At 65.8% G+C, this 22,628-nt stretch carries 22 protein-coding genes; 16 read left to right on the top strand and 6 right to left on the bottom strand.

What is annotated here, in order from left to right:
• Positions 1–201 precede the first annotated feature (201 nt).
• Together M3A49_RS19215 and M3A49_RS19210 are read left to right on the top strand one after the other, a co-directional pair.
• Positions 202–633, top strand: coding sequence for a ribonuclease (locus tag M3A49_RS19215; RefSeq protein ID WP_266230227.1), 432 nt, complete (start codon positions 202–204; stop codon positions 631–633).
• Positions 634–640: 7 nt separating this feature from the next.
• Complete coding sequence (locus tag M3A49_RS19210) at positions 641–1,198, top strand: barstar family protein (protein ID WP_028201914.1); 558 nt, start codon at positions 641–643, stop codon at positions 1,196–1,198.
• A 99-nt stretch (positions 1,199–1,297) separates the two neighbouring features.
• Here M3A49_RS19210 and M3A49_RS19205 read toward each other — a convergent pair whose 3' ends face one another.
• From M3A49_RS19205 to speE, 3 genes are all read right to left on the bottom strand, one after another.
• Positions 1,298–2,038, bottom strand: coding sequence for a 16S rRNA (uracil(1498)-N(3))-methyltransferase (locus M3A49_RS19205; RefSeq protein WP_254352471.1), 741 nt, complete (start codon positions 2,036–2,038; stop codon positions 1,298–1,300).
• 19 nt (positions 2,039–2,057) lie between these two features.
• Positions 2,058–2,471: a VOC family protein gene (locus tag M3A49_RS19200; RefSeq protein WP_254352470.1), complete on the bottom strand. Its 414-nt coding sequence runs from the start codon at positions 2,469–2,471 to the stop codon at positions 2,058–2,060.
• Between the two features lie 103 nt (positions 2,472–2,574).
• Positions 2,575–3,438, bottom strand: coding sequence for a polyamine aminopropyltransferase (gene speE, locus M3A49_RS19195; protein ID WP_266230224.1), 864 nt, complete (start codon positions 3,436–3,438; stop codon positions 2,575–2,577).
• A 390-nt stretch (positions 3,439–3,828) separates the two neighbouring features.
• Between speE and tkt the strand changes: the two genes are divergently transcribed.
• Together tkt and gap are read left to right on the top strand one after the other, a co-directional pair.
• On the top strand, positions 3,829–5,871 hold the full coding sequence (gene tkt, locus M3A49_RS19190; RefSeq protein ID WP_254352468.1) for a transketolase: 2,043 nt from the start codon (positions 3,829–3,831) through the stop codon (positions 5,869–5,871).
• Positions 5,872–6,008: 137 nt separating this feature from the next.
• A complete protein-coding gene (gene gap / locus M3A49_RS19185; RefSeq protein WP_028201919.1) occupies positions 6,009–7,019 on the top strand; it encodes a type I glyceraldehyde-3-phosphate dehydrogenase in 1,011 nt (336 codons plus the stop codon).
• A 53-nt stretch (positions 7,020–7,072) separates the two neighbouring features.
• Here the strand turns inward: gap and M3A49_RS19180 are convergent, their stop codons facing one another.
• Positions 7,073–7,798 (bottom strand): FadR/GntR family transcriptional regulator, encoded by a 726-nt coding sequence (locus M3A49_RS19180; protein WP_266230222.1) that lies wholly within the window; start codon positions 7,796–7,798, stop codon positions 7,073–7,075.
• Positions 7,799–8,063: 265 nt separating this feature from the next.
• On the opposite strand from M3A49_RS19180, the gene M3A49_RS19175 reads away from it, so the two are divergent.
• The 3 genes from M3A49_RS19175 (at position 8,064) to M3A49_RS19165 (ending at position 11,020) form a co-directional block, all read left to right on the top strand.
• Positions 8,064–9,407: a C4-dicarboxylate transporter DctA gene (locus tag M3A49_RS19175; protein ID WP_266230220.1), complete on the top strand. Its 1,344-nt coding sequence runs from the start codon at positions 8,064–8,066 to the stop codon at positions 9,405–9,407.
• Positions 9,408–9,474: 67 nt separating this feature from the next.
• On the top strand, positions 9,475–10,494 hold the full coding sequence (alc, locus tag M3A49_RS19170) for an allantoicase (RefSeq protein WP_266230218.1): 1,020 nt from the start codon (positions 9,475–9,477) through the stop codon (positions 10,492–10,494).
• A 13-nt stretch (positions 10,495–10,507) separates the two neighbouring features.
• Positions 10,508–11,020 carry an ureidoglycolate lyase gene (locus M3A49_RS19165; RefSeq protein ID WP_266230216.1) on the top strand — a complete coding sequence of 171 codons (513 nt, stop codon included), beginning with the start codon at positions 10,508–10,510 and terminating at the stop codon, positions 11,018–11,020.
• A gap of 101 nt (positions 11,021–11,121) precedes the next feature.
• Here M3A49_RS19165 and fur read toward each other — a convergent pair whose 3' ends face one another.
• Positions 11,122–11,550: a ferric iron uptake transcriptional regulator gene (gene fur, locus M3A49_RS19160; protein ID WP_069268417.1), complete on the bottom strand. Its 429-nt coding sequence runs from the start codon at positions 11,548–11,550 to the stop codon at positions 11,122–11,124.
• Positions 11,551–11,686: 136 nt separating this feature from the next.
• Here fur and M3A49_RS19155 point away from each other — a divergent pair, with 136 nt between their 5' ends.
• From M3A49_RS19155 to M3A49_RS19115, 9 genes are all read left to right on the top strand, one after another.
• A complete protein-coding gene (locus M3A49_RS19155) occupies positions 11,687–12,625 on the top strand; it encodes an outer membrane protein assembly factor BamE (RefSeq protein ID WP_266230212.1) in 939 nt (312 codons plus the stop codon).
• Between the two features lie 171 nt (positions 12,626–12,796).
• The gene (dapB, locus tag M3A49_RS19150; protein WP_266230210.1) at positions 12,797–13,594 is read left to right on the top strand and encodes a 4-hydroxy-tetrahydrodipicolinate reductase; all 798 of its coding nucleotides are present in this window, start codon (positions 12,797–12,799) and stop codon (positions 13,592–13,594) included.
• A gap of 53 nt (positions 13,595–13,647) precedes the next feature.
• Positions 13,648–14,376 carry a MotA/TolQ/ExbB proton channel family protein gene (locus tag M3A49_RS19145; protein WP_254352461.1) on the top strand — a complete coding sequence of 243 codons (729 nt, stop codon included), beginning with the start codon at positions 13,648–13,650 and terminating at the stop codon, positions 14,374–14,376.
• 12 nt (positions 14,377–14,388) lie between these two features.
• Positions 14,389–14,820 carry an ExbD/TolR family protein gene (locus tag M3A49_RS19140; protein ID WP_028201927.1) on the top strand — a complete coding sequence of 144 codons (432 nt, stop codon included), beginning with the start codon at positions 14,389–14,391 and terminating at the stop codon, positions 14,818–14,820.
• Between the two features lie 154 nt (positions 14,821–14,974).
• A complete protein-coding gene (leuS, locus tag M3A49_RS19135; RefSeq protein WP_266230207.1) occupies positions 14,975–17,569 on the top strand; it encodes a leucine--tRNA ligase in 2,595 nt (864 codons plus the stop codon).
• 101 nt (positions 17,570–17,670) lie between these two features.
• Positions 17,671–18,234, top strand: a complete 564-nt coding sequence (gene lptE, locus M3A49_RS19130) for an LPS assembly lipoprotein LptE (RefSeq protein ID WP_266230205.1) — start codon at positions 17,671–17,673, stop codon at positions 18,232–18,234.
• 43 nt (positions 18,235–18,277) lie between these two features.
• A complete protein-coding gene (gene holA / locus M3A49_RS19125; protein WP_266230203.1) occupies positions 18,278–19,492 on the top strand; it encodes a DNA polymerase III subunit delta in 1,215 nt (404 codons plus the stop codon).
• A gap of 197 nt (positions 19,493–19,689) precedes the next feature.
• Positions 19,690–20,961 carry a glutamate-5-semialdehyde dehydrogenase gene (locus M3A49_RS19120; protein ID WP_254352456.1) on the top strand — a complete coding sequence of 424 codons (1,272 nt, stop codon included), beginning with the start codon at positions 19,690–19,692 and terminating at the stop codon, positions 20,959–20,961.
• Positions 20,962–21,036: 75 nt separating this feature from the next.
• Positions 21,037–21,459, top strand: a complete 423-nt coding sequence (locus M3A49_RS19115; RefSeq protein WP_254352455.1) for a CopD family protein — start codon at positions 21,037–21,039, stop codon at positions 21,457–21,459.
• Between the two features lie 129 nt (positions 21,460–21,588).
• Here the strand turns inward: M3A49_RS19115 and M3A49_RS19110 are convergent, their stop codons facing one another.
• Complete coding sequence (locus M3A49_RS19110) at positions 21,589–22,446, bottom strand: MurR/RpiR family transcriptional regulator (protein ID WP_266230201.1); 858 nt, start codon at positions 22,444–22,446, stop codon at positions 21,589–21,591.
• Positions 22,447–22,628 lie beyond the last annotated feature (182 nt).

Raw genomic sequence — 22,628 nt, 5'->3', positions numbered from 1 at the left:
CCGATTTTTTTGCCCGCGCAACCCGGCTCGATCGAGCAAAATCGCGCAAAATGAGATTGTAAAATTTACCAGTCTGGCCCTTGTGCGGAGTCAAGCGGTGGTCGTCCTCGCCTGACTAACGTTGCTTCCAGGCATCATTAGCGATACGCTTACACCTTTCATGGTCGTCGAACGCGTAACCAGGGAAGCGGGAACCAGGGGATGGCGCCTCGTCTAACTCATTGTTTCGGCGGCAGTTTGTCTGGCTTGCGGCGCGCCGCGGCGGTGGCGCTGGTCGCAACCGTAGCGCTCGCGGCAGGTGGCGCTCAGGCGCGCACGAGTCAGCCGGAAGATACGGGTAATTCGCCCGGCAGCATTTCGGTCAACGAACTTCCGCGTGAGGCGGTGGGCACGTTGAACCTGATTGCGGCAGGCGGCCCGTTTCCTTACGAGAAGGACGGCGTCGTATTCGGGAATTTTGAGCGGATATTGCCACCGCAGCGGCGGGGCTACTATCACGAGTACACGGTCCCGACGCCGGGCGCGCACAACCGCGGTGCCAAGCGCATCGTTTGCGGCGGCCCACGCAAGCGGACCGACAACTGTTACTACTCCGACGACCACTACGCCAGTTTCAGGCGAATTATTGATTGACACCGGGATGAGCGGCATGAGCGATAACGTTTACGCGCACGACCCCCGGGTCGCGAGCGATCTGTTCGCGTCCGGGGAAGGCAACCTGTTCCAGCGCGTCATGCAGTTGAAGCAAGACAGCGAGGCGCGCCAGGATGAGGCGGGGCTTTCATCGAACGAGGGGGCCATGAGCCTGTTTTCGACCGTGCAGCCGAATATTGTCCAGTCGATCCGGGCGTTTCGCATTCAGGATCTCTCGGACGAAGCCCAGCGGCTGCAGGAGCATTTCCTCTATGCGTTCTGTGCGAATGCGCAAACCAAGCAGGAAGTGCTCGAGACCATTGCCACGTCGTTTCTGTTTCCGAAGCATTTCGGCAAGAACTACGATGGCTTGTACGACTGCCTGACCGATCTGGTGCAGAAGGCCGGCGAGCAGCCGGGTTTCGTGATCGTGCTGGAAGGACTGCCGATTGCCCAGAAGTTCGACAAGGACGGGCGGGAGACGCTGCTCGACGTTTTTCGCGAGGCTTCGGAATACTGGGCCGAGCGCAAGGTGCCGTTCCGCGTTTTTTATTCGTTCGCCTGACCTTCGGCTCACGTTCCGTCGCGCGCATGCGACAGAAAATGACAAAGCCCGCCGAAAGGCGGGCTTTGTCATTTTTACCCGCCGCTCGATCCGCTCCTCTTACCAGCCACCCCAGCGCGCGGCGAGCGCAGCGAGCACGGCGATGCCCGCCGTTTCGGTGCGCAGCACGCGCGGCCCGAGCCCCACGGCGATGAAGCCGTGGCCGAGCGCCGCCTCCTCTTCCTGCTCCGAGAATCCCCCCTCAGGCCCAATCAGCACCGTCACTTCGCCCGAAGGCGGCTCGACCGGCAAGGTCGAGAACGCGACGTCGGCGCGCGGCGAGAGCAGCAGGCGCAGTTCGCCGTCGCCGGGGTGCTCGGGCAGGGAGCCGAGCCACGCGGCGATGTCACGCGTGGGCGCGACGTCGGGCAGGCGGTTGCGGCCGCATTGTTCGCACGAGGCCTGCACGATGCGCTGCCAGTGCGCCTGGCGGCGCACGGCGCGCTCGCCTGAAAGGCGCACGACGCTGCGCGAGGCGGTGAGCGGCACGAAGTTCGTCGCGCCCAGTTCGACGGCCTTTTCGATCAGCCAGTCCATCTTGTCGTTGCTGGCAACGCCCTGGGCGAGCGTGACACGATAAGGCGGCTCGGCTTCGAAATCGCGGTAAGGGCCAATGCGCACCTGCGTGTCGCGGCGCTCCATGCCGAGAATCTCGGCGCTGTACTCGCCGCCAACACCGTTGAACAGCACGATGGTGTCGCCGGGTCGCAGGCGCAGCACCTGGACATGGCGCGTGACTTCGTCGGGAAGGGTGACAACCTCGTCGGATTGCAGGGCGCTGCCGACGAAAAAGCGGGGCATAGAACTATTTCTCATTGAATCAGGACAAGTGCCGAGCAAGCGCCCACCGGTAACCGTCGAGGTCTTCGACCTGCGCGAAACGGTCCCCCCAGAACTGGTCCTGTGGCTCGCTCAGCGATTTCGCGCCGGCTTCGAGCGCCCGCGCATAAACCGCGTCGACATCGTCGACATACAGATAAAAAGATTGCGGTGCGACATTCTGTGCGCTTTTGGGCGTGCGCGCCGTCGAACCGAATGCGCCCTCCGGCGCAAACATGACAATCAGCTGATCGTGGTACGTCATTTCCACGTGCATGATCGCGCCGTCGTCCTCCACGCTGTCGCGTACCGCAAAACCGAGCGCTGCCCGATAGAAGTCCATCGACGCGCGTGCGTCGCGCACCGTCAGATACGGGGTCAGCCACGGCACGCCGGCGGGGCGGGGTGCGGTCATCGAGTCTCTCCAGATTCGCGGTTCGAATGAGGCGCCGTGCCGCTCCGGGCGAAGGCGCGCATGAAAAAGCGCTTGGGACTGGCCGTTATCCACGAGCAGGACCCTAAAGCTGCAGGACTTCGCCTAGTTTATCGCGGGCTGTGCATGAACTTTTTAGGAGCGCCGCGTGCAGTCGCGGGTCGTAGTAGCGCAGGCCCTCGAGCTGCCGCCCGGCTGCGCGCGCCCGCAACGTGCTCTCGTCGATGCCGGCGGGGTCGAGCGCGTCGCTCGCGATCGCCATGAGCCAGAGTGAGCCGTAGAGCGGCACGTAGGCGGCAAGCGGTCGCACGACGGCGAAGGCCGCGCGCAGTCCGCCGAGCAGCGCGCCCACGCGCTGCGCATGATGGAACGGCGAGCCCAGATGGAGCGAGACGAGAGCGTCGGCGCTCATCAGGCGCTTGAGCGCGGCATAGAACGCCGGCGTGTAGAGCCCGGCAGCCGGTGAATCCGGCGGGGTCAGATCGAATACGACAAGGTCGAAACGTTCCTGCGCCGAGGCGACAAACGCGGCCGCGTCGCCGATCACGAGTTCCACGCGCGGATCCTCGAAGGCGTTGCCGCGGACTTGGGGCAGATAGTCGCCCGTCAGGCGCACCACGTCCGGGTCCAGTTCGGCCACGACGATGCGCTCGATGGCCGGGTGGCGCAACAACTGGCGCGCCGCGCCGCCGTCGCCGCCGCCCAGCACGAGCGCCGCGCGCGGCGCGGGATGCGTGAGCGCGGCCGGGTGCGTCATGCACTCGTGATAGATGAACTCGTCGCCCGCGGAGGTCATCGGGCGGCCGTCCAGCGTGAACAGGCAGCCCAGTTGCGGCGTGTCCCAGACCTCGATGCGCTGCCACGGCGTATCGGCCGCGGCGAGGCGGCGCGCGCCAGGAAAGCCGTAGAGCGCATCTGCCGCAGGATGGAAGAGGAGGGAGTCGGTCACGGAGGTCGAGAGGCGCTGCCGGTGCGCCGGAGTGCGCGAAAATCGCCCAGAAATAGGGCCAACAGAGACATTATAGGGGGTGTGAACCGCACCTCGAACGCGGCAAAGGCCAACGAGAGGACAACGGCGGGGTGACGGCGCGCACGGCGCATACCCCTCGCCCAATGGCCAGGGATAATCCCCACGATCTGCTAGAATATTCCGCTTTGCAGCCCTCTCCGTTTGCTCCGGCCGTTTCGCGTCTCCTGGCGCCGCATGTGCGCCTGAGCGGGCGATTTGCCGAGCTTCCGGACTCCCGCGCTGCTGTGTGTGCCGCAGTTTGCCCTCGCAATTTGCGCTGTTCGCGACCTGCGCCGCCCACGCCGCTTTTTGCACACTTCCGGACTCGACATGACGACCTCGTCCTCCGCCTCCCCCGCTACCACCCAATTGATGGCCAACGCTATTCGTGCGCTGTCCATGGACGCCGTTCAGCAAGCGAACTCCGGTCACCCCGGCATGCCCATGGGCATGGCCGAGATCGCCGTTGCGCTGTGGTCGCGCCATCTGCGCCATAACCCGACGAACCCGCTCTGGAGCGACCGCGATCGCTTCGTGCTGTCGAACGGCCACGGCTCGATGCTGCTGTACTCGCTGCTGCACCTGACGGGCTACGACCTGCCGATGGCGGAACTGAAGAACTTCCGTCAACTGCACTCGAAGACGCCGGGTCACCCCGAGTTCGGCATCACGCCGGGTGTCGAGACGACCACGGGCCCGCTCGGCCAGGGTCTGGCGAACTCGGTCGGCATGGCGCTGGCCGAAGCGCTGCTCGCAGCGGAGTTCAACAAGGCCGACGCGAAGATCGTCGATCACCACACGTATGTGTTCCTGGGCGACGGCTGCCTGATGGAAGGCATCTCGCACGAAGCCTGCTCGCTCGCCGGCACGCTCAAGCTGAACAAGCTGATCGCGCTGTACGACGACAACGGCATCTCGATCGACGGCGACGTGGTCAACTGGTTCCACGACAACACGCCGGAGCGCTTCGAAGCCTATGGCTGGAACGTGATCCCGCACGTGGACGGCCATGACGTGGACGCGGTCGACGCGGCCATCCAGAAGGCCAAGGCCTCGGACAAGCCCACGCTGATCTGCTGCAAGACCATCATCGGCAAGGGTGCGCCCACCAAGCAAGGCGGCCACGACGTGCACGGCGCGGCGCTCGGCGCCGAAGAAATTGCCAAGTGGCGCGAAGCCGCGGGCTGGAAGTGGGAGCCGTTCACGCTGCCGCAAGAAGTCTACGCAGACTGGGACGCGAAGGACGCCGGTGCGAAGTTCGAAGCCGCATGGAACGAGCAGTTCGCCGCGTACAAGTCGAAGTACCCGAGCGAAGCCGCCGAGTTCGAGCGCCGCATGGCCCACAAGCTGCCCGCCGACTGGGCGCAGAAGGCCGCCGCGATCGTCGCCGGCGCGGATTCGCGCAAGGAAACGGTCGCCACGCGCAAGGCTTCGCAGCAGGCCATCGAAGGCCTCGCCGCGGCACTGCCCGAACTGCTCGGCGGCTCGGCCGACCTGACCGGCTCGAACCTCACCAACTGGAAGGCCTCGAAGCCCGTGCGCGCCGCCAAGGCAGGCGAGACCGGCATCCAGTGGGGCAACCACATCAACTACGGCGTGCGCGAGTTCGGCATGAGCGCGGCGCTCAACGGCCTGAACCTGCACGGCGGCTACAAGGCGTTCGGCGGCACGTTCCTCACGTTCTCGGACTACAGCCGCAACGCGCTGCGCGTGGCCGCGCTGATGAAGTGCCCGTCGATCTTCGTGTTCACGCACGACTCGATCGGCCTCGGCGAAGACGGCCCGACGCACCAGTCGATCGAACAGGTCGCAAGCCTGCGCCTGATCCCGAACATGACGCTCTGGCGTCCGGCCGACACCGTGGAAACCGCGGTGGCCTGGACCGAGTCGATCTCGCATCACGGTCCGTCGAGCCTCATTTTCAGCCGCCAGAACCTGCAGTTCAACGAGCGCACGGATGCCCAGATCGCGAACATCGCCAAGGGCGGTTACGTCCTCAAGGACTGGAACGACGACATCCCGAGCCGCAAGATCATCCTGATCGCCACGGGCTCTGAAGTCGAACTGGCGATGAAGGCCGTCGAAGCGCTGCAGCGCGAAGGCATCGGCGCCCGCGTGGTGTCCATGCCGTCGACCAACGTGTTCGACAGGCAGGACGCCGAATACCGCGAGCGCGTGCTGCCCAAGGGCGTGCGCCGCGTCGCGATCGAAGCCGGTGTGACCGACTTCTGGCGCAAGTACGTGGGCCTCGAAGGCGCCGTGGTCGGCATCGACACGTTCGGCGAATCGGCCCCGGCTGGCGTGCTGTTCAAGCACTTCGGCTTCACGGTCGATCATGTCGTCGCGACGGCCAAGGCCGCGCTCGACAACTAAGCATGCGTAACGGGCCCGCCTGATCGGCAAGATCTGGCGGGCCCGCTGCCTTGAGCGCCCCGCCAGGCCGCCCCAGCCAGGCGTCGACGCCAGCGCAGCACTGGTTTCAGAATTTTTCAGCCCTTAGGAGATAAACCATGACGATTCGCGTCGCTATCAATGGCTATGGCCGCATCGGCCGTAACACGCTTCGCGCCTTCTACGAGAACGGCAAGAAGCACGACATCCAGATCGTTGCGATCAACGACCTGGGTGACGCGAAGACCAACGCGCATCTGACGCAATACGACACGGCACACGGCAAGTTCCCCGGTGAAGTGACGGTGGACGGCGACTACCTCGTCGTGAACGGCGACAAGATCCGCGTGCTGGCCAACCGCAACCCGGCCGAACTGCCGTGGGGCGAGCTGGGCGTCGACGTCGTGATGGAGTGCACCGGCTTCTTCACGACCAAGGAAAAGGCGAGCGCGCACCTGAAGGGCGGCGCAAAGAAGGTCATCATCTCGGCGCCGGGCGGTAAGGACGTCGACGCGACCATCGTCTACGGCGTGAACCACAACGTGCTGAAGGCCGAACACACGGTCATCTCGAATGCATCGTGCACGACCAACTGCCTGGCACCGCTCGTCAAGCCGCTGAACGACAAGATCGGCCTCGAAACCGGCCTGATGACGACGATCCACGCGTACACGAACGACCAGGTTCTGACCGACGTGTACCACGAAGACCTGCGCCGCGCGCGCTCGGCCACGCACAGCCAGATCCCGACGAAGACGGGCGCGGCTTCGGCTGTCGGCCTCGTGCTGCCGGAACTGAACGGCAAGCTGGACGGCTACGCGATCCGCGTCCCGACCATCAACGTGTCGATCGTCGACCTGTCGTTCATCGCCAAGCGCGACACGACGGTCGAAGAAGTCAATGCCATCATGAAGGAAGCTTCGGAAGGCGCGCTCAAGGGCATCCTGGGCTACAACGACGCACCGCTGGTGTCGATCGACTTCAACCACAACCCGGCATCGTCGACCTTCGACGCCACGCTCACGAAGGTCTCGGGCCGTCTCGTGAAGGTGTCGAGCTGGTACGACAACGAGTGGGGCTTCTCGAACCGCATGCTGGACACGGCTGTGGCTTTCGCGAACGCGAAGTAAGCACGCTCTACGCTGCTTGAAAAACCGCCCATCGGGCGGTTTTTTTTTCGTCCTTATTTTTCGATGGCGCTTGGGGAGGCGGCGGCGAACGCGGGCGGCGTAGGGAAGTACACGCCCGCGCGCTGCGCGGCATTGGCGATGTGCGCCTCGATCGCCTCGCCGGCCGCTGCCGAGTCGCGCGCCTTCAGCGCCACCACGATCAGGCCGTGCTCGCGATGCGTGGAGAGCACGCGCTCGCGCCGGTAGAACGGCATGCGCTGGCTCTCTTTCATGATGTCGGCGCTGCTGCGCAGGATCGATTCGATCGCCCCATTGCCCGCGAGATTCACGATACGCATGTGGAACTCGAAGTCGAGCTGCGCGGCTTCGTCGAGTTCGTCGCAGGCGAGGGCCTCGTGCAGCGCCTCGGTGTTCGCTTCGAGCCACGTGACGTCGGCGTCGCCAATGGCGAGCGCCGCCATGCGCGCGGCGAAGCCTTCGAGCGCGTAGCGCATCTGGTAGGTGTCGGGCAGCGACGACTGATCGGCGAAACGCCACGGGTGAGCGGTCGTGGCCTGCGCGCTCGTCACGTACACACCCTTGCCCGCGCGGATCGACAGCATGCCGAGCGCTTCGAGCGTCGAGAGCGCTTCGCGCAGCGACGCGCGGCTGATCGCCAGTTCCCCGGAAAGCTGTCGCTGGGCGGGCAGCAGGCTGCCGACCGGATACAGGCCGCCCTCGATCCGTTCGCGGATCGTGGCGATGGCGGCGTCGGTGACGGTGTGCGGAACGTTCTTCATCGGATGGCGCGGGCAGTATTCGCGTGGTCTGACCGGTATTGTAGTCCCGTCCGGCGCACACCCATGGTGCATCGCGTCAACGCCCGCGCGCCGCGGGATAAGGCATCGCGCTCCGGCCCGCAAACTGGTCAGACCGCGCAAGGGTAAACACCGCGCTTCCCAACCTTGACTCCGGTATATCGGCTTCCTACTATCCGCCATAACGGTGCTGGTCAGACCAGTCAGAACAGTTGGTTGCTCCCCCCCTGCTCAGTAGGAGACAGTCGTGACGAAGTTCTTCAATTCGCTGTTTGGCCGCGTAGTGATCGCCCTCGTACTGGGCATCGTGGTAGGCGCGGTGTTTCCCCATTTCGCCCAGTCGCTGCGCCCGCTCGGCGACGGCTTTCTCAAGCTCATCAAGATGGTGATCGGGCCTATCGTGTTCTGCGTGGTCGTGAGCGGCATGGCGCACGCGGGCGACCTGAAGAAGGTGGGCCGCGTAGGCCTCAAGTCGGTGGTGTACTTCGAGGCGATGACGACCGTCGCGCTCCTGATCGGCGCGGTGCTCGCGTACGTCACGCGTCCGGGCGCCGGCATGAACGTCGATCTGCACTCGCTCGACGCCGCCTCGCTCGCGACCTACACCGAGCACGCCAAGAGCCTGAAGGACACTGCGGGCTTCCTGCTGAAGATCATTCCCGACACCGCCTTCGACGCCTTTGCGAAGGGCGACATCCTGCAGATCCTCGTGTTCTCGGTGTTGTTCGGCAGCGCGCTCTCGCTGCTCGGCCCGAAGGCGCAGCGCGTGAACAGCCTGATCGACGAACTCGCGCAGGTCTTCTTCCGGGTGATGGGCTTCATCATCAAGCTCGCACCGCTCGGCGTGCTCGGCGCAATCGCGTTCACGACCGGTACGTACGGCGTCGCTTCGCTCAAGCAGCTCGGGCTGCTCGTGATCGTGTTCTACGCCAGTTGCATCGTATTCGTCGCGGTGGTGCTCGGCATCGTCATGCGGCTGGCGGGCTTCAACGTGTTCAAGCTGATCCGCTACCTGCGCGAAGAACTCTCGATCGTGCTCGGCACCGCTTCGTCCGACGCCGTGCTCCCGCAGATCATGCGCAAGCTCGAATGGATGGGCGTGAAGGATTCCACGGTGGGTCTTGTGATCCCGACGGGCTACTCATTCAATCTCGACGGCTTTTCGATCTACCTCACGCTCGCGGTGATCTTCATCGCGCAGGCGACCAACACGCCGCTGTCGATGCACGATCTCATCGTGGTCGTGCTGGTGTCGCTCATCACCTCGAAGGGCGCGCACGGCATTCCCGGTTCAGCGATCGTAATTCTCGCCGCCACGCTTTCCGCCATTCCCGCGATTCCGGTGCTCGGCCTCGTGCTGATCCTGCCGGTGGACTGGTTCGTCGGCATCGCCCGCGCGCTCACCAACCTGATCGGCAACTGCGTGGCGACGGTCGTGGTCGCGGTGTGGGAGCACGACATCGACAAGGCGCGCGCCAGGCGCGTGCTGAACCTCGACGAAGGCTTTCTCTACGTGCCGGCAGGCGACACCGATGCAGACACGGCGCATGGCGAAGACGGTGCGCTCGGCGGCAAGCACGCGCACGCCTGAACTTCCACACCGCATCTGCTGACATTTTCCTTCGATCAACTGAGCAACCCCAGCGAACGACACCATCATGGCCATTCCGACTCTCGACCCCAACGCCCCCGCCTTCACGCGCCGCTACATGAACCTCGCCGATCCGCGTCTGGGTGCTCGCGCGCTCCACGCGAGCGACGAGTTCTTCGCGCCGAAGGAGCGCATGCTCGAACCGCAGCCCGCGGTCTTCATCCCCGGCAAGTACGACGACCACGGCAAGTGGATGGACGGCTGGGAAACGCGCCGCAAGCGCACGACGGGCCACGACTTCTGCATCGTGCGCCTCGCGCGCCCGGGCGTGATTTACGGCCTGGACCTCGACACGAGCCATTTCACGGGCAACTTCCCGCCGGCGGCTTCGATCGAGGCGTGCTACGCGCAGTTGGGCGACGACGCAACGCCCGGTGACAACGCCGACTGGCAGGCCATCGTCCCGGCGACGACCTTGCAGGGCAACCAGCACCACTACGTCGAAGTCAGCGATACGCGCGCGTTCACGCATTTGCGCGTGAATCTCTATCCCGACGGCGGCCTCGCGCGTCTGCGCGTGTACGGTCAGCCCCGGCGCGACTGGAGCACGGTGGAGCGTGGCAGCCTCGTCGATCTCGCGGCGATCGAAAACGGCGCGTATCTCGTCGCGGCCAACAACCAGCACTTCGGGCTCGCTTCCACGATCCTCATGCCGGGCCGCGGCGTGAACATGGGCGACGGCTGGGAAACGCGCCGCCGTCGCGAACCTGGCAACGACTGGGCGATCGTGGCGCTCGCGCGGCCCGGCGTCATCCACAAGATCGAAGTCGACACGGCGCACTTCAAGGGCAACTACCCGGACCGCTGCTCGCTGCAGGCGGCCAGCGTGACGGGCGGCACCGACGATTCGCTCGTCACCCAGGCGATGTTCTGGCCGGAACTGCTCGGCGAGCAGAAGCTCGAAATGGACAAGCAGCACGTGTTCGAGAGCGGGATCACCGCGCTCGGCCCGGTCACGCACGTGCGTTTCAACATCTTCCCGGACGGCGGCGTCTCGCGCCTGCGCCTGTGGGGCGAACCTGTCTGAGCGAGGAGCCGCGATGCAGATCCTGCACATGGAACCCTTGACGCGCAAGGCGTTCGCGCCGTTCGGCGACGTCATCGAACTCGAAGGCGCGCGCCATTTTCCGATCAACGGCGGCACGACCGAGCGCTTTCACGATCTCGCCGCCATCGAGGTGAACGAGGCGGGCGGCCGGCCCATCGTCAGCGTGTTTCGCGCCCAGCCGCGTGCGTGGCCCGTCGAGATCGCGATGATGGAGCGGCATCCGCTAGGCAGCCAGGCGTTCGTGCCGCTCGGCGACGCGGGCTACGCGGTGGTGGTCGCGCCCGCGGGCGAGTTCGAGCCGGCCTGGCTGCGGGCGTTCTGGGCCGGGCGCGGGCAGGGCGTCAACTACGCCAAAGGCGTCTGGCATCACCCGTTGCTCGCGTTCGGGCGCGTGAGCGACTTCGTGGTGATCGACCGCGGCGGCACGCAGCCGAACTGCGACGAGATCGCGCTCGCGCGGCCCTGGCGGCTTGCGCAAGCCGACACGGCGCTCGTGCCCGCCTGAGGTCCGGCCAGCTTTTCCCGAAGACTGGCTCACCCACGCGAAAACGCCACGGCAGATCTGCCGTGGCGTTTCCATTTCCGCAGCCTGCAAGCCGCAAGCGGTCAGTGCTTGCGGTGCGGGCAGTTTTCCTTCGTACAGGCGCCGTACAGGGCGAGGGCGTGCTCCTGGAGCTTGAAGCCGCGCTCCGTGGCGATCATCTGCTGGCGCTTTTCGATTTCGGGGTCGAAGAATTCTTCAACGATGCCGCAGTCGAGACACACGAGGTGGTCGTGGTGGCTACCCTCGTTCAGCTCGAACACCGCCTTGCCCGATTCGAAGTTGCTGCGCGTGAGCAACCCGGCCTGCTCGAACTGCGTGAGGACCCGGTAGACCGTGGCGAGGCCGATGTCGAGCTCCTCGTTCAGCAGGTTGCGGTAGACGTCTTCGGCGGTCAGATGGCGCACTGGGCTATGCTGAAAAATCTCCAGGATCTTGAGGCGAGGCAGTGTCGCCTTGAGGCCGATGTTCTTGAGATCGGTTGGATTGGTCATGACGATAAGTCCCTGGAGTACAATGCTAGGTTGTTATGTTAATGCGTTTTTGCCGTTCCGGGCATTTTCGCCAGAACTTCGAACGATCTTCTACAGAATACGCGCGGCTTCGCGAAAAGCCCGCACGGTGAGGGAAATGATTCCAGAATTCACAACGATCGGCCGGCGCATGCACGGCGGCCGCCTGGCGTGCACCCTGCTGGCTGCGGCCGCGTTCGCCGCGCTCGCCGGCTGTAAAACGTACGACAGCGTGACGCAGCGCGTCGCCCAGAGCATTACGCCTTACCGCATTACCATCGTGCAAGGCAACTTCGTCTCGGCGGAAGCCGCGGCGCAGATGAAGGTGGGCATGTCGCGCGCCGAGGTCAAGCAGTTGCTCGGCACGCCGCTCCTCACCGACATGTTCCATGCGAACCGCTGGGACTACATCTTCTACTTCAAGCGCGGCTCGACCGCCGTGGTCCAGCAGCGTGACTTTGTCGTGCTGTTCGAAGGCGATCGCGTAGCGAGCTGGTCGGGCGGTGAAGACCTGCCTTCGAACCTCGAGCTGCTCGCTGAAATCGACGGCGACCGCTCCGGCAAGAAGCGGGCCGTCGCGGCTGCGCCGGCGTCCGGTGCTTCGGCGCCGGTGGCGGCTGCAGCGGGCGCGCCAGACCAGGCTTCGGGCGCGACCGGCCCGACGGTTGGCGACACGGCGCGCTCGCCGTCGTCCGAACTCGGCACCGCAACCAACGCGCTGCCGCAGGACGCCAACGCGCAGGCGGCCGCCGCCGCGAACCGCGCCACGGAAGCCGTGCAAACGCCAAACGGCCTCACGCCGTCGGTGCGCGTGGGCAATCCGCAGTCGTCGGCGCTGCCGCAGAACGTCGGCACGATGCCCTCTCAGGTTCAGCTGCATCGTAAGCCGCAGCCGCAAATCCAGGGCGTGCCGCCGAGCAACCCGGTCGGCCCGACCGCTGGCGCGCAAGGCACCGGCGACACGAACACGGCGCCGTCGGGCCCCGCACGGGATTCGGCGCTCGCCGCGCCGCCCACGGTGCCGGCCTCGGGGGCTGCTGCCGCTCCGAGCAACTGACCCGGCTGATCCAGCCGGTAAATCAAACAGGGCGTGGCGCGCGAGGCGCGCTACGCTTCGATCCGGCGGCCGGGGTGTCACTACCGGCCGCCGCGTTTTTTTGGCGGCGGCGCTTCGTGGCGCCTGGTGGCATCCGGCACCGCGGCCAGCGACACATTGGCAGGAAGACTCATGAAAATCGCAATCGCCGGGGCATCCGGCCGCATGGGCCGCATGCTCATCGAAACTGTCCTGAATTCGCCCGACGTCACGCTCTCGGGCGCGCTCGTGCGCAAGGGGTCGGCTGCCATCGGCCAGGACGCTGGCGCGTTCCTCGGCAAGGACACCGGCGTGCGCATCACCGACGACATCGAGCAGGTCTTCGGGCAAAGCGACTGCCTGATCGACTTCACGCGCCCCGAAGGCACGCTCGTGCACCTCGAGGCGGCGCAGCGCCACGGCGTGAAGATGGTGATCGGCACGACCGGCTTCGACGCCCAGCAAAAGGCGCAGCTCGGCGCGGCCGCGCAAAATGTCGGGGTCGTGTTCGCGGCCAACATGAGCGTGGGCGTGAACGTCACGCTCAAGTTGCTCGAATATGCGGCGCGCTTTTTCGAGACGGGTTACGACATCGAGATCATCGAGGCGCACCATCGCCACAAGGTCGACGCGCCCTCGGGCACCGCGCTTGCGATGGGCGAGGCCGTGGCGCACGCACTCGGCCGCAATCTCGACGAATGCGCCGTGTATGGCCGCGAAGGCGTGACGGGCGAGCGCGACCCCTCGACGATCGGGTTTTCGGCGATTCGCGGCGGCGATATCGTCGGCGATCATACGGTGCTGTTCGCGGGCATTGGCGAGCGCATCGAGATCACGCACAAGTCCTCGAGCCGCCTTTCCTATGCGCAGGGCAGCGTGCGCGCCGCGCGCTTTCTGCAGGACAAGGCCCATGGCCTGTACGATATGCAGGACGTGCTCGGCCTGCGCTGAGCGTTTCCCCTACGGTCCGGCGCCTGCGCCGGACCGACAGTGAGCGAGGTCCGATGGCAGCGAGTTCCGGAGTCATTCACTATCTGCAGACGGGCGACGCGGTGACCCACGCGGTTGCGTGGGTATTGCTCGCCATGTCGGTCGCGAGCTGGTGTTTCCTCATCATCAAGAGCTGGATCCTCCTGCGCGCGAAGCGCCAGGGGCCGCGCGCCATTGCGCGCTTCTGGCAGGCGCGCACGCTCGCAGACGGCGTTGCCGCCATGCGTCCGGTCGACCGCGAGCGCGTATTCCTGCCGCTGGCGCAGGCGGCGCTCGCCGCCGAGGAAGCCGACGCGCCCGGCATGATGCTCGCGCGCGTGGATCGCGGCGAGCGCGTGCTGCGGGCGCTGCGCGGCGCGCTTCAGGCGTCGCAGCGGCGCCTCGAGTTCGGGCAGGTCCTGCTCGCCTCGGTGGGCAGCACGGCGCCGTTCGTCGGTCTGCTCGGCACCGTCTGGGGCATCTACCACGCGCTCGGCAGCATCGCCGCGAGCGGCCAGGCGATGATCGAGAATGTGGCCGGCCCGGTGGGCGAGGCGCTCATCATGACGGCCTTCGGTCTCGTCGTCGCGATTCCGGCGGTGCTCGCCTACAACGTGCTGGGCCGCCTCGTGCGCCAGCTCTGCGACGATCTCGACGGCTTCGCCCACGACCTGCACGCCTATGCCTGCGCGCCCGAAGGCGCGCCGCTGCGCCGCGAAGGTGCGCAGGGCGCGATGCGCGAAGGCGCGCGCGCCGAGTCGTAGGAGGCAACGCCAATGGCATTCGGCGGACTCGAAAAGAAGCGCGATGCGGCACCGATGTCGGAGATCAACATGACGCCGCTCATCGACGTCATGCTCGTGCTGCTCGTCATCTTCATCATTACCGCGCCGCTCTTCACGCACGCGATCCGGCTCGATTTGCCGAAGGTCGCCGCCGAGCCCGCGCAGCAAACGGCGCAGACCGTCACGCTCTCCATCGACGCCGCCGGCAAGCTCTACTGGAACGCCCAGCCCATCACGCTGGACGAACTGCGCGCGCGCTTTACGGCAGCGGGCAAACAGCCCGAGTCGCAGCAGCCCGAGCTGCAGCTGCGCGCCGCGCGCGAGACGCGCTACGACGTGATCGCCCAGGTGATGGGCGCCGCACAGCAGGCCGGCCTCACGCGCCTCGGCTTCGTGACCGAGCCGCCCGCCGGCGCTCATTGAGCACGCCACTGAGCGCGCGCCAGTCAACGGTATAATCAACGTTTCCTTTAAAAACGGGCCCAGCGAAACCGCCGCAATCTGCCGGTATCGTGAACGGCCGGCCCGGTGCATCCGGCACCGAAACCGCCCGTTTCCAGCGTTCACCACCCACACCATGCTCGAAAAATACGTTCCCTCCGACGTCGAATCCGCCGCGCAAGGCGAATGGCGCGCCACCGACGCTTACCGGACGGCCGAGAAGGCCGACAAGCCCAAGTTCTACTGCGTCTCGATGCTGCCGTATCCGTCGGGCAAGCTGCACATGGGCCACGTGCGGAACTACACGATCAACGACGTGATGTACCGTTACCTGCGCATGAACGGCTACAACACGTTGATGCCGATGGGCTGGGACGCGTTCGGCATGCCCGCCGAAAACGCCGCGATGGCCAATAACGTGCCGCCGGCCAAGTGGACGTACGACAACATCGAGTACATGAAGGGCCAGATGCAGTCGATGGGTCTTGCCATCGACTGGTCGCGCGAAATCGCCACCTGCAAGCCCGACTACTACAAGTGGAACCAGTGGTTCTTCCTGAAGATGCTCGAGAAGGGCATCGCCTACAAGAAGACCGGCACGGTGAACTGGGACCCGGTCGACCAGACCGTGCTTGCCAACGAGCAGGTGATCGACGGGCGCGGCTGGCGCTCGGGCGCGCTCGTGGAAAAGCGCGAAATCCCGATGTACTACCTGCGCATCACGCAGTACGCCGACGAACTGCTGAACGACCTCGAAGGCCTTGGCTGGCCCGAGCGCGTGAAGATCATGCAGCAGAACTGGATCGGCAAGAGCTTCGGCGTGAACTTCGGCTTCCCGTACGAGCTCGATGGCGAGAAGAAGCTGCTGCGCGTGTTCACCACGCGCGCCGACACGATCATGGGCGTGACCTTTGCGGCGATCGCGGCCGAGCATCCGCTCGCCACGCGTCTCGCTCTGGCTAAGCCGGAGCTGCAGGCGTTCATCGACGAATGCAAGCGCGGCGGCGTGGCGGAAGCCGACATGGCGACGATGGAAAAGAAGGGCATGCCTACGGGCTTCTTCGTCACGCATCCGCTGACGCAAGAAAAGGTCGAGGTGTGGATCGGCAACTACGTGCTGATGAGCTATGGCGAAGGCGCCGTGATGGGCGTGCCGGGCCACGACGAGCGCGATTTCGCGTTCGCGCAGAAGTACAGCCTGCCGATCAAGCAGGTCATCGCCGCAGAAGGCGAGACGTACTCGCTCGACGGCTGGCAGGAATGGTACGGCGACAAGGACCGCGCCGTGTGCGTGAACAGCGGCAAGTACGACGGCCTCGCCTACACGGCAGCCGTGGATGCCGTCGCGGCCGACCTCAAGGCCCTCGACCTCGGCGACAAGCAGGTCACGTGGCGCCTGCGCGACTGGGGCATTTCGCGCCAGCGCTACTGGGGCACGCCGATCCCGATCATCCATTGCCCGAGTTGCGGCGATGTGCCGGTGCCCGAGAAGGATCTGCCGGTCGTGCTGCCGGAAGACCTCGTGCCGGACGGCACGGGCAACCCGCTCGCGAAGTCGGAAGCCTTCCTGAACTGCAAGTGCCCGACGTGCGGCGCGGCTGCGAAGCGCGAAACCGACACGATGGACACCTTCGTCGACTCGTCGTGGTACTTCTACCGTTACGCCGCGCCGGATGCTGTGAACATGGTCGACGAGCGCACCGACTACTGGATGCCGATGGACCAGTACATCGGCGGTATCGAGCACGCCATTCTTCACCTCTTGTACTCGCGCTTCTGGGCGAAGGTCTCCCGCGACCTCGGTCTCGTGAAGTTCGGCGAGCCGGCGAAGAACCTGCTCACGCAGGGCATGGTGCTCAACGAAACGTTCTACCGCGAAGGCGCGGCGGGCAAGAAGACCTGGTACAACCCGGCCGACGTGACCGTCACGCACGACGACAAAGGCCGCCCGATTGGCGCGACGCTCAACAGCGACGGCCAGAGCGTGGTGCTGGGCGGCGTGGAGAAGATGTCGAAGTCGAAGAACAACGGCGTCGACCCGCAGGTGCTGATCGACCAGTACGGCGCAGACACGGCGCGACTCTTCACGATGTTCGCGGCGCCCCCCGAGCAGCAGCTCGAATGGTCGGGCGCCGGTGTGGAAGGCGCGAGCCGCTTCCTGCGCCGCGTGTGGGCCTTCGGCCACGCGAACGCCGAAGCGATCCAGTCGCGCGCCTTGTTCGACGCGGCGGCGCTCACGGACGTCGAAAAGGCGCTGCGCCGCGAAGTCTACAGCGTGCTCAAGCAGGCCGACTTCGACTATCAGCGCCTGCAGTACAACACCGTCGTTTCGGCGGCGATGAAGATGCTCAACGCCATCGACGGCGCCAAAGGTGCCGGTGCTGGCGTGCAGCGCGAAACGTTCGGCGTGCTGCTGCGCGTGCTGTACCCGGTCGTGCCGCACATCGCGTTCGAACTCTGGAAGGCGCTCGGCTACGGCGACGAATACGGCACGCTGCTCGACGCACCGTGGCCGAAGGTCGACGAAAAGGCGCTGGAGCAGGCCGAGATCGAACTCGTGCTGCAGGTGAACGGCAAGGTGCGCGGCGCCGTGACGGTGGCAAAGGACGCACCGAAGGACGCGATCGAGGCGGCCGCACTCGCGCACGAGATGTTCGTCAAGTTCGCGGAAGGCCGTGCACCGAAGAAGATCATCGTTGTGCCGGGCCGCCTCGTGAACGTCGTGGTCTAACGAGGCAAACCAAGGCCATGTTGAGCGGCGTAGTGCGCGAAGCACCGCGCGGCGCCGCTCAGCCGACACCGGCGACTCTGTCGCGAACCCAGGGAGTCCATGTGATTCGCAGATCGTTTCTCAGGTTGTTCCCGCTCGTGGCGGGCAGCGCGTTGGCCCTCTCGGCGTGCGGCTTCCAGCTGCGCGGCGAGGAGAACTTCGCCTTCAAGCGCCTCGCCGTCGTCGGCGCGCCGCCGCCGCTCGTCGGGCGCCTCTCGCGTATGGTCGAAGGCGGCAGCGATTCGGTGGTGGTCGACTCGGTGGCCAATGCCGACGCCGTGCTGCGCGTTTCCGAAGGGCGTGGCTTCAGCACGCTCACGCTCAATTCGCTCGGCGCAGTGGTGGAATATCAGGTCAACTACTCGCTGAACTATGTGCTAATGAAACCGGACGGCACCGTGCTGATCCAGCCGAGCGTGATTTCGCTGAACCGCGCGATGACCTACAGCGATCAGTTCGCGACCGCCAAGACGCAGGAAGCCGATCTGCTATTCACCGACATGCAGAACGACGCTGTCGACCAGCTCATGCGGCGCCTTGCCGTGCTGAAATCGATCAGCCCGACGCCCGATCAGGTCGTGCCGGGTGTCGCGCCGCGCGCACCGCTGCCGCCGCCGCCGCTGTGATGCGCGCCGTTTCCCTCTACTGAGCGATCTTCGACCGAGCGCCATGCAACTGCGACCCGACGCACTCGAACCGCACCTCGCGAAAGGGCCGGCCGGCCTGTACGTCGTCTACGGCGACGAACACCTGCTCGCCCAGGAGGCGTGCGACCGCATCCGCGCGGCTGCGCGCGCGGCGGGCTTTACCGACCGCTCGGTGTTTACCGTCGAGCGCGGCTTCGACTGGAGCTCGCTGCTCGGCGCGAGCCAGTCGATGTCGCTGTTCGGCGATCGCCAGCTGGTGGAATTGCGCATTCCGTCGGGCAAGCCCGGCAAGGAAGGCGCGGACGCGCTCAAGACGCTCGCCGCCGCCTCGAATCCCGATGTGCTGATGCTCGTCACGCTGCCGCGCCTCGACGCCGCCACGCAGAAGTCTGCGTGGTTCACGGCTCTGGCTGAGAGCGGCGTCGCGCTGAAGATCGACCCTGTCGAGCGCGCGGCGCTGCCGAACTGGATCGGCCAGCGTCTGGCGCTGCAAGGCCAGCGCGTGGCGCCCGGCGAGGACGGCCGGCGCGCGCTGCAATTCGTGTCGGAGCGTGTGGAAGGCAACCTGCTGGCGGCGCACCAGGAAATTCAGAAGCTCGGGCTGCTGTATCCGCAAGGCGTGCTGAGCTTCGAGCAGATTCACGACGCCGTGCTCAACGTCGCGCGCTACGACGTATTCAAGCTCAACGAAGCGATGCTCACAGGCGACGTTGGCCGCCTTGCGCGCATGCTCGACGGGCTGCAGGGCGAAGGCGAGGCTTCAGTGCTGGTGCTGTGGGCCGTGGTCGAGGAAATCCGCACGCTGTTGCGCATCAAGCGGGGCGTGGCGGCGGGCAAGCCGCTCGCGATGCTGCTGCGCGAGAACCGCGTGTGGGGGCCGCGCGAGCGGCTCATCGGGCCGGCGCTGTCGCGCCTGAGCGAACCGACGCTTGAGCGCGGTCTCGCGCTCGCGGCGCGCCTCGACCGCCAGGTCAAGGGGCTTTCGGGTCAATCGCGCGCCGACTGGCGCAATGCGCTGCCGCCCGATGCCTGGGATGGCCTTTTCGAACTTGCCATGACCGTGGCCTCGCCGCGCGACGGTGCACCGCAGGCGCGCGCCGGCGCCGGTGCGCGTGGTGCTGCGGCGCCAGGGCGCGCGCAGCCGGGTGCTCAGCCAACTGGCCCAGCCGCGGCGGCAGCCGCCGCAGCGGCCGCGGCCCGACCGCGCACCGCAGGACCGTCGCGCTGGCAAGGCTAAAGCGTTCCGCGCTTGCCTGAGCCGGCACTTCGGCGCGTGCTTTACGCCCGCCGCGCGGCCGGTGCACCTGCCACGCCGCCCGGCCACGTCCAGCAAACCTTGGCGGCTGGCCTTAAAATCGGGCTGAACCGCTTTGAATCAAACCGCGCTTGGCGCTCATCCGACTGCACCTCACGCGCCGCATGACGAAAGACACCATGGATATCGACCAGTACATGACCGACCTCGGCCGCCGCGCCCGCAACGCTTCGCGCGCGATGGCACGGGCGTCGACGGCCGCGAAGAACGCGGCGCTCGAAGCGGTGGCGCAAGCCATCGAGCGCGACGCGCAGCAATTGAAGGATGCGAACGCGCGCGACCTCGCGCGCGCGCAGGAAAAGGGCCACGACGCGGCGTTCATCGACCGCCTGACACTTTCGGACAAGGCGCTCAAGACGATGGTCGAGGGGCTGCGCCAGGTCGCGGCGCTGGCGGACCCCATCGGCGAGATCAGCAACCTCAAGTTCCGCCCGAGCGGCATTCAGGTGGGGCAGATGCGTGTGCCGCTGGGCGTGATCGGCATCATCTACGAATCGCGGCCGAACGTGACGATCGACGCGGCCGCGTTGTGCCTGAAGTCGGGCAACGCCACGATTCTGCGCGGCGGCTCCGAGGCGCTCGAATGCAATACGGCGCTCGCGAAGCTGATTGGCGAAGGGCTCGTGGCGGCCGGCCTGCCGCAGGACGCGGTGCAGGTGGTCGCGACTGCCGACCGCGCGGCCGTGGGCAAGCTCATCACGATGACGGAATGCGTGGACGTGATCGTGCCGCGCGGCGGCAAGAGCCTGATCGAGCGCCTGATGGCAGAGGCGCGCGTGCCGATGATCAAGCACCTGGACGGCATCTGCCATGTGTACGTGGACGACCGCGCCGATCTCGCCAAAGCCCTGACCGTGTGCGACAACGCCAAGACGCACCGCTACGGCACCTGCAACACGATGGAGACGCTGCTCGTGGCGCGCGGCATTGCGCACGACGTGCTGCCGCCGCTTGGGCGCCTGTATCGCGAGAAGGAAGTGGAGCTGCGCGTGGATGCTGCGGCCCGCTCGATTCTCGCCGACGCGGGCGTAGGTCCGCTGGTGGATGCGACCGAGGAGGATTGGCGTACCGAGTACCTCGCGCCCGTGCTGGCGGTGAAGGTGGTGGATACGCTCGACGACGCGATCGAGCACATCAACGCCTACGGCTCGCACCACACGGATGCAATCGTCACCGAAGATCACGACCGCGCCATGCGCTTCCTGCGCGAAGTCGACTCGGCGAGCGTGATGGTGAACGCCTCGACGCGCTTTGCCGACGGTTTCGAGTTCGGCCTCGGTGCCGAGATCGGCATTTCGAACGACAAGCTGCATGCGCGCGGCCCGGTCGGCCTCGAAGGGCTGACCTCGTTGAAGTACGTGGTGCTCGGCCACGGCGAAGGCCGTCAATAATCGCGCATCGCACGAGGCGGAGCACGGCGTAGCGCGCCGCCTCGTTGGACAATCGCTCACGAAAAAGAAAAAATAATGTCGATGCTCTGGGTCAAGACGTTTCACATCGTACTGATCGCCTCGTGGTTCGCGGGCCTGTTCTACCTGCCGCGCATCTTCGTGAATCTCGCGATGGAAACCGAGCCTGCGGCCGTCAAGCGTCTGCTCATCATGGCGCGCAAACTCTACCGCTTCATGACGATGATCGCCGTGCCCGCGCTGCTGTGCGGGCTGTGGCTGTGGCTCGTGGTGGGCATCGGACGCGGTCAAGGGTGGATCCACGCGAAAGTGGGCGTGGTGATGCTGCTCATCGTCTATCACGCGTACTGCGGACGTTTGCTCAAGACCTTCGAGCGCGGCGAAAACCGCCGCTCCGACAAGTGGTATCGCATGTTCAACGAGCTTCCCGTGCTCGGCATGCTGGCTGCGGTGGCGCTCGCCGTCATCAAGCCTTTCTGACGCTCGATATCCTTCGTCCTCTCCCATTCCTTTCCTGACGGGCGGCATTAGACGCTGCCTGACATTACGCCTCGGTGACGGTGCAACGGTCGGCCGCGGTATGTCGTACCCGTGGTAGCCGTCTGAGGCTCAACCGTTCTCGTCCAGTCTTCTTCGCGCGATGATCTCCTTCGCATCGGCGAGCTTCTCCGCGAGCTCTGGGCCGCGCTGCAGCGCCACACCTACCGCGAGTATGTCGCCGATCGCGAGATGCGAAGTCCGCGAAGTCATCGGCGAGAAGACGTCGGTGTCCTCGTCGACATTCGCGTGCAGGCCGACGCTCGCCAGGCGCGCGAGCGGCGAAGTGCCATGCGTGATCGCGATCACCTTCGCGCCACGATCGAGCGCCGTGCGCGCGGCGTCCACGATGTCGCGCGTACGCCCCGTGTTCGAGATCGCCACCACGACATCGCCGGGGCCGAGCAGCGCCGCCGACATCAGGAACGTATGTGGATCCGAATACGCCACGCTCGGCATGCCGAGCCGGAAGAACTTGTGCTGCATGTCCTGCGCGGCGATGCCCGAGCCACCCGCGCCATAGAACTCGATACGCGCCGCATGCGCGAGCAGGCCGATCGCCGCGGCGAGCGAATCGGTGGAGAGGTTGTTGCGCACCTGCACGAGCGCGCCGATGGTGCGCTCGAGCACCTTGGCCGCGACGCCCGGCACGGGCTCGTCCGGTCTCACGTCGCGGTAGACGGCCGGGTGCTCGCTCGGCAGATCGGCGGCAACGGCCTGCGCGAGGCGAATCTTGAACTCCCGGAATCCCGAGAACCCCAACGCATGGCAAAACCGCGCGATGGTCGGCTGGCTCACGCCCGCACGCTCGGCGACCTCGGTCATCGACAGATCGAGCACCTCGCGCGGCGCCTGAATCACGTAATCGGCGAGCTTGCGCTCCGAAGGGCGCAATTGCTCGCGCATGGCTTTCACCTGGGACAGCAGCATCAGGAAACTCGCACTATGCTGAAAGATCCGTGGACTATAACGGATCGGACGTTATGTACAAAAACTACAGGATCGCCGGTTGCATCTTTTCAGTCCAGACGCGAATCAACGCGAAAGGCCCATAAATAATGAGACTAGGCGTTCGTTTAACGTCGCGCTCCCAGGGTCTTACCGGGATTGTC

Source organism: Paraburkholderia sp. CNPSo 3076, assembly GCF_026343935.1.
Classification (GTDB): Bacteria; Pseudomonadota; Gammaproteobacteria; order Burkholderiales; family Burkholderiaceae; genus Paraburkholderia; species Paraburkholderia nodosa.
This window is presented reverse-complemented; position numbering and strand designations above follow the sequence as displayed.

What these genes read in the sequence shown, in the direction of transcription:
- M3A49_RS19215 (WP_266230227.1), top strand. Translation starts at nt 202, where the DNA reads ATGGCGCCTCGTCTAACTCATTGTTTCGGCGGCAGTTTGTCTGGCTTG.
- M3A49_RS19210 (WP_028201914.1), top strand. Translation starts at nt 641, where the DNA reads ATGAGCGGCATGAGCGATAACGTTTACGCGCACGACCCCCGGGTCGCG.
- M3A49_RS19205 (WP_254352471.1), bottom strand. Translation starts at nt 2,038, where the DNA reads ATGCCCCGCTTTTTCGTCGGCAGCGCCCTGCAATCCGACGAGGTTGTC.
- M3A49_RS19200 (WP_254352470.1), bottom strand. Translation starts at nt 2,471, where the DNA reads ATGACCGCACCCCGCCCCGCCGGCGTGCCGTGGCTGACCCCGTATCTG.
- tkt (WP_254352468.1), top strand. Translation starts at nt 3,829, where the DNA reads ATGACGACCTCGTCCTCCGCCTCCCCCGCTACCACCCAATTGATGGCC.
- gap (WP_028201919.1), top strand. Translation starts at nt 6,009, where the DNA reads ATGACGATTCGCGTCGCTATCAATGGCTATGGCCGCATCGGCCGTAAC.
- M3A49_RS19180 (WP_266230222.1), bottom strand. Translation starts at nt 7,798, where the DNA reads ATGAAGAACGTTCCGCACACCGTCACCGACGCCGCCATCGCCACGATC.
- alc (WP_266230218.1), top strand. Translation starts at nt 9,475, where the DNA reads ATGGCCATTCCGACTCTCGACCCCAACGCCCCCGCCTTCACGCGCCGC.
- M3A49_RS19165 (WP_266230216.1), top strand. Translation starts at nt 10,508, where the DNA reads ATGCAGATCCTGCACATGGAACCCTTGACGCGCAAGGCGTTCGCGCCG.
- fur (WP_069268417.1), bottom strand. Translation starts at nt 11,550, where the DNA reads ATGACCAATCCAACCGATCTCAAGAACATCGGCCTCAAGGCGACACTG.
- M3A49_RS19155 (WP_266230212.1), top strand. Translation starts at nt 11,687, where the DNA reads ATGATTCCAGAATTCACAACGATCGGCCGGCGCATGCACGGCGGCCGC.
- dapB (WP_266230210.1), top strand. Translation starts at nt 12,797, where the DNA reads ATGAAAATCGCAATCGCCGGGGCATCCGGCCGCATGGGCCGCATGCTC.
- M3A49_RS19145 (WP_254352461.1), top strand. Translation starts at nt 13,648, where the DNA reads ATGGCAGCGAGTTCCGGAGTCATTCACTATCTGCAGACGGGCGACGCG.
- M3A49_RS19140 (WP_028201927.1), top strand. Translation starts at nt 14,389, where the DNA reads ATGGCATTCGGCGGACTCGAAAAGAAGCGCGATGCGGCACCGATGTCG.
- leuS (WP_266230207.1), top strand. Translation starts at nt 14,975, where the DNA reads ATGCTCGAAAAATACGTTCCCTCCGACGTCGAATCCGCCGCGCAAGGC.
- holA (WP_266230203.1), top strand. Translation starts at nt 18,278, where the DNA reads ATGCAACTGCGACCCGACGCACTCGAACCGCACCTCGCGAAAGGGCCG.
- M3A49_RS19120 (WP_254352456.1), top strand. Translation starts at nt 19,690, where the DNA reads ATGGATATCGACCAGTACATGACCGACCTCGGCCGCCGCGCCCGCAAC.
- M3A49_RS19115 (WP_254352455.1), top strand. Translation starts at nt 21,037, where the DNA reads ATGTCGATGCTCTGGGTCAAGACGTTTCACATCGTACTGATCGCCTCG.
- M3A49_RS19110 (WP_266230201.1), bottom strand. Translation starts at nt 22,446, where the DNA reads ATGCTGCTGTCCCAGGTGAAAGCCATGCGCGAGCAATTGCGCCCTTCG.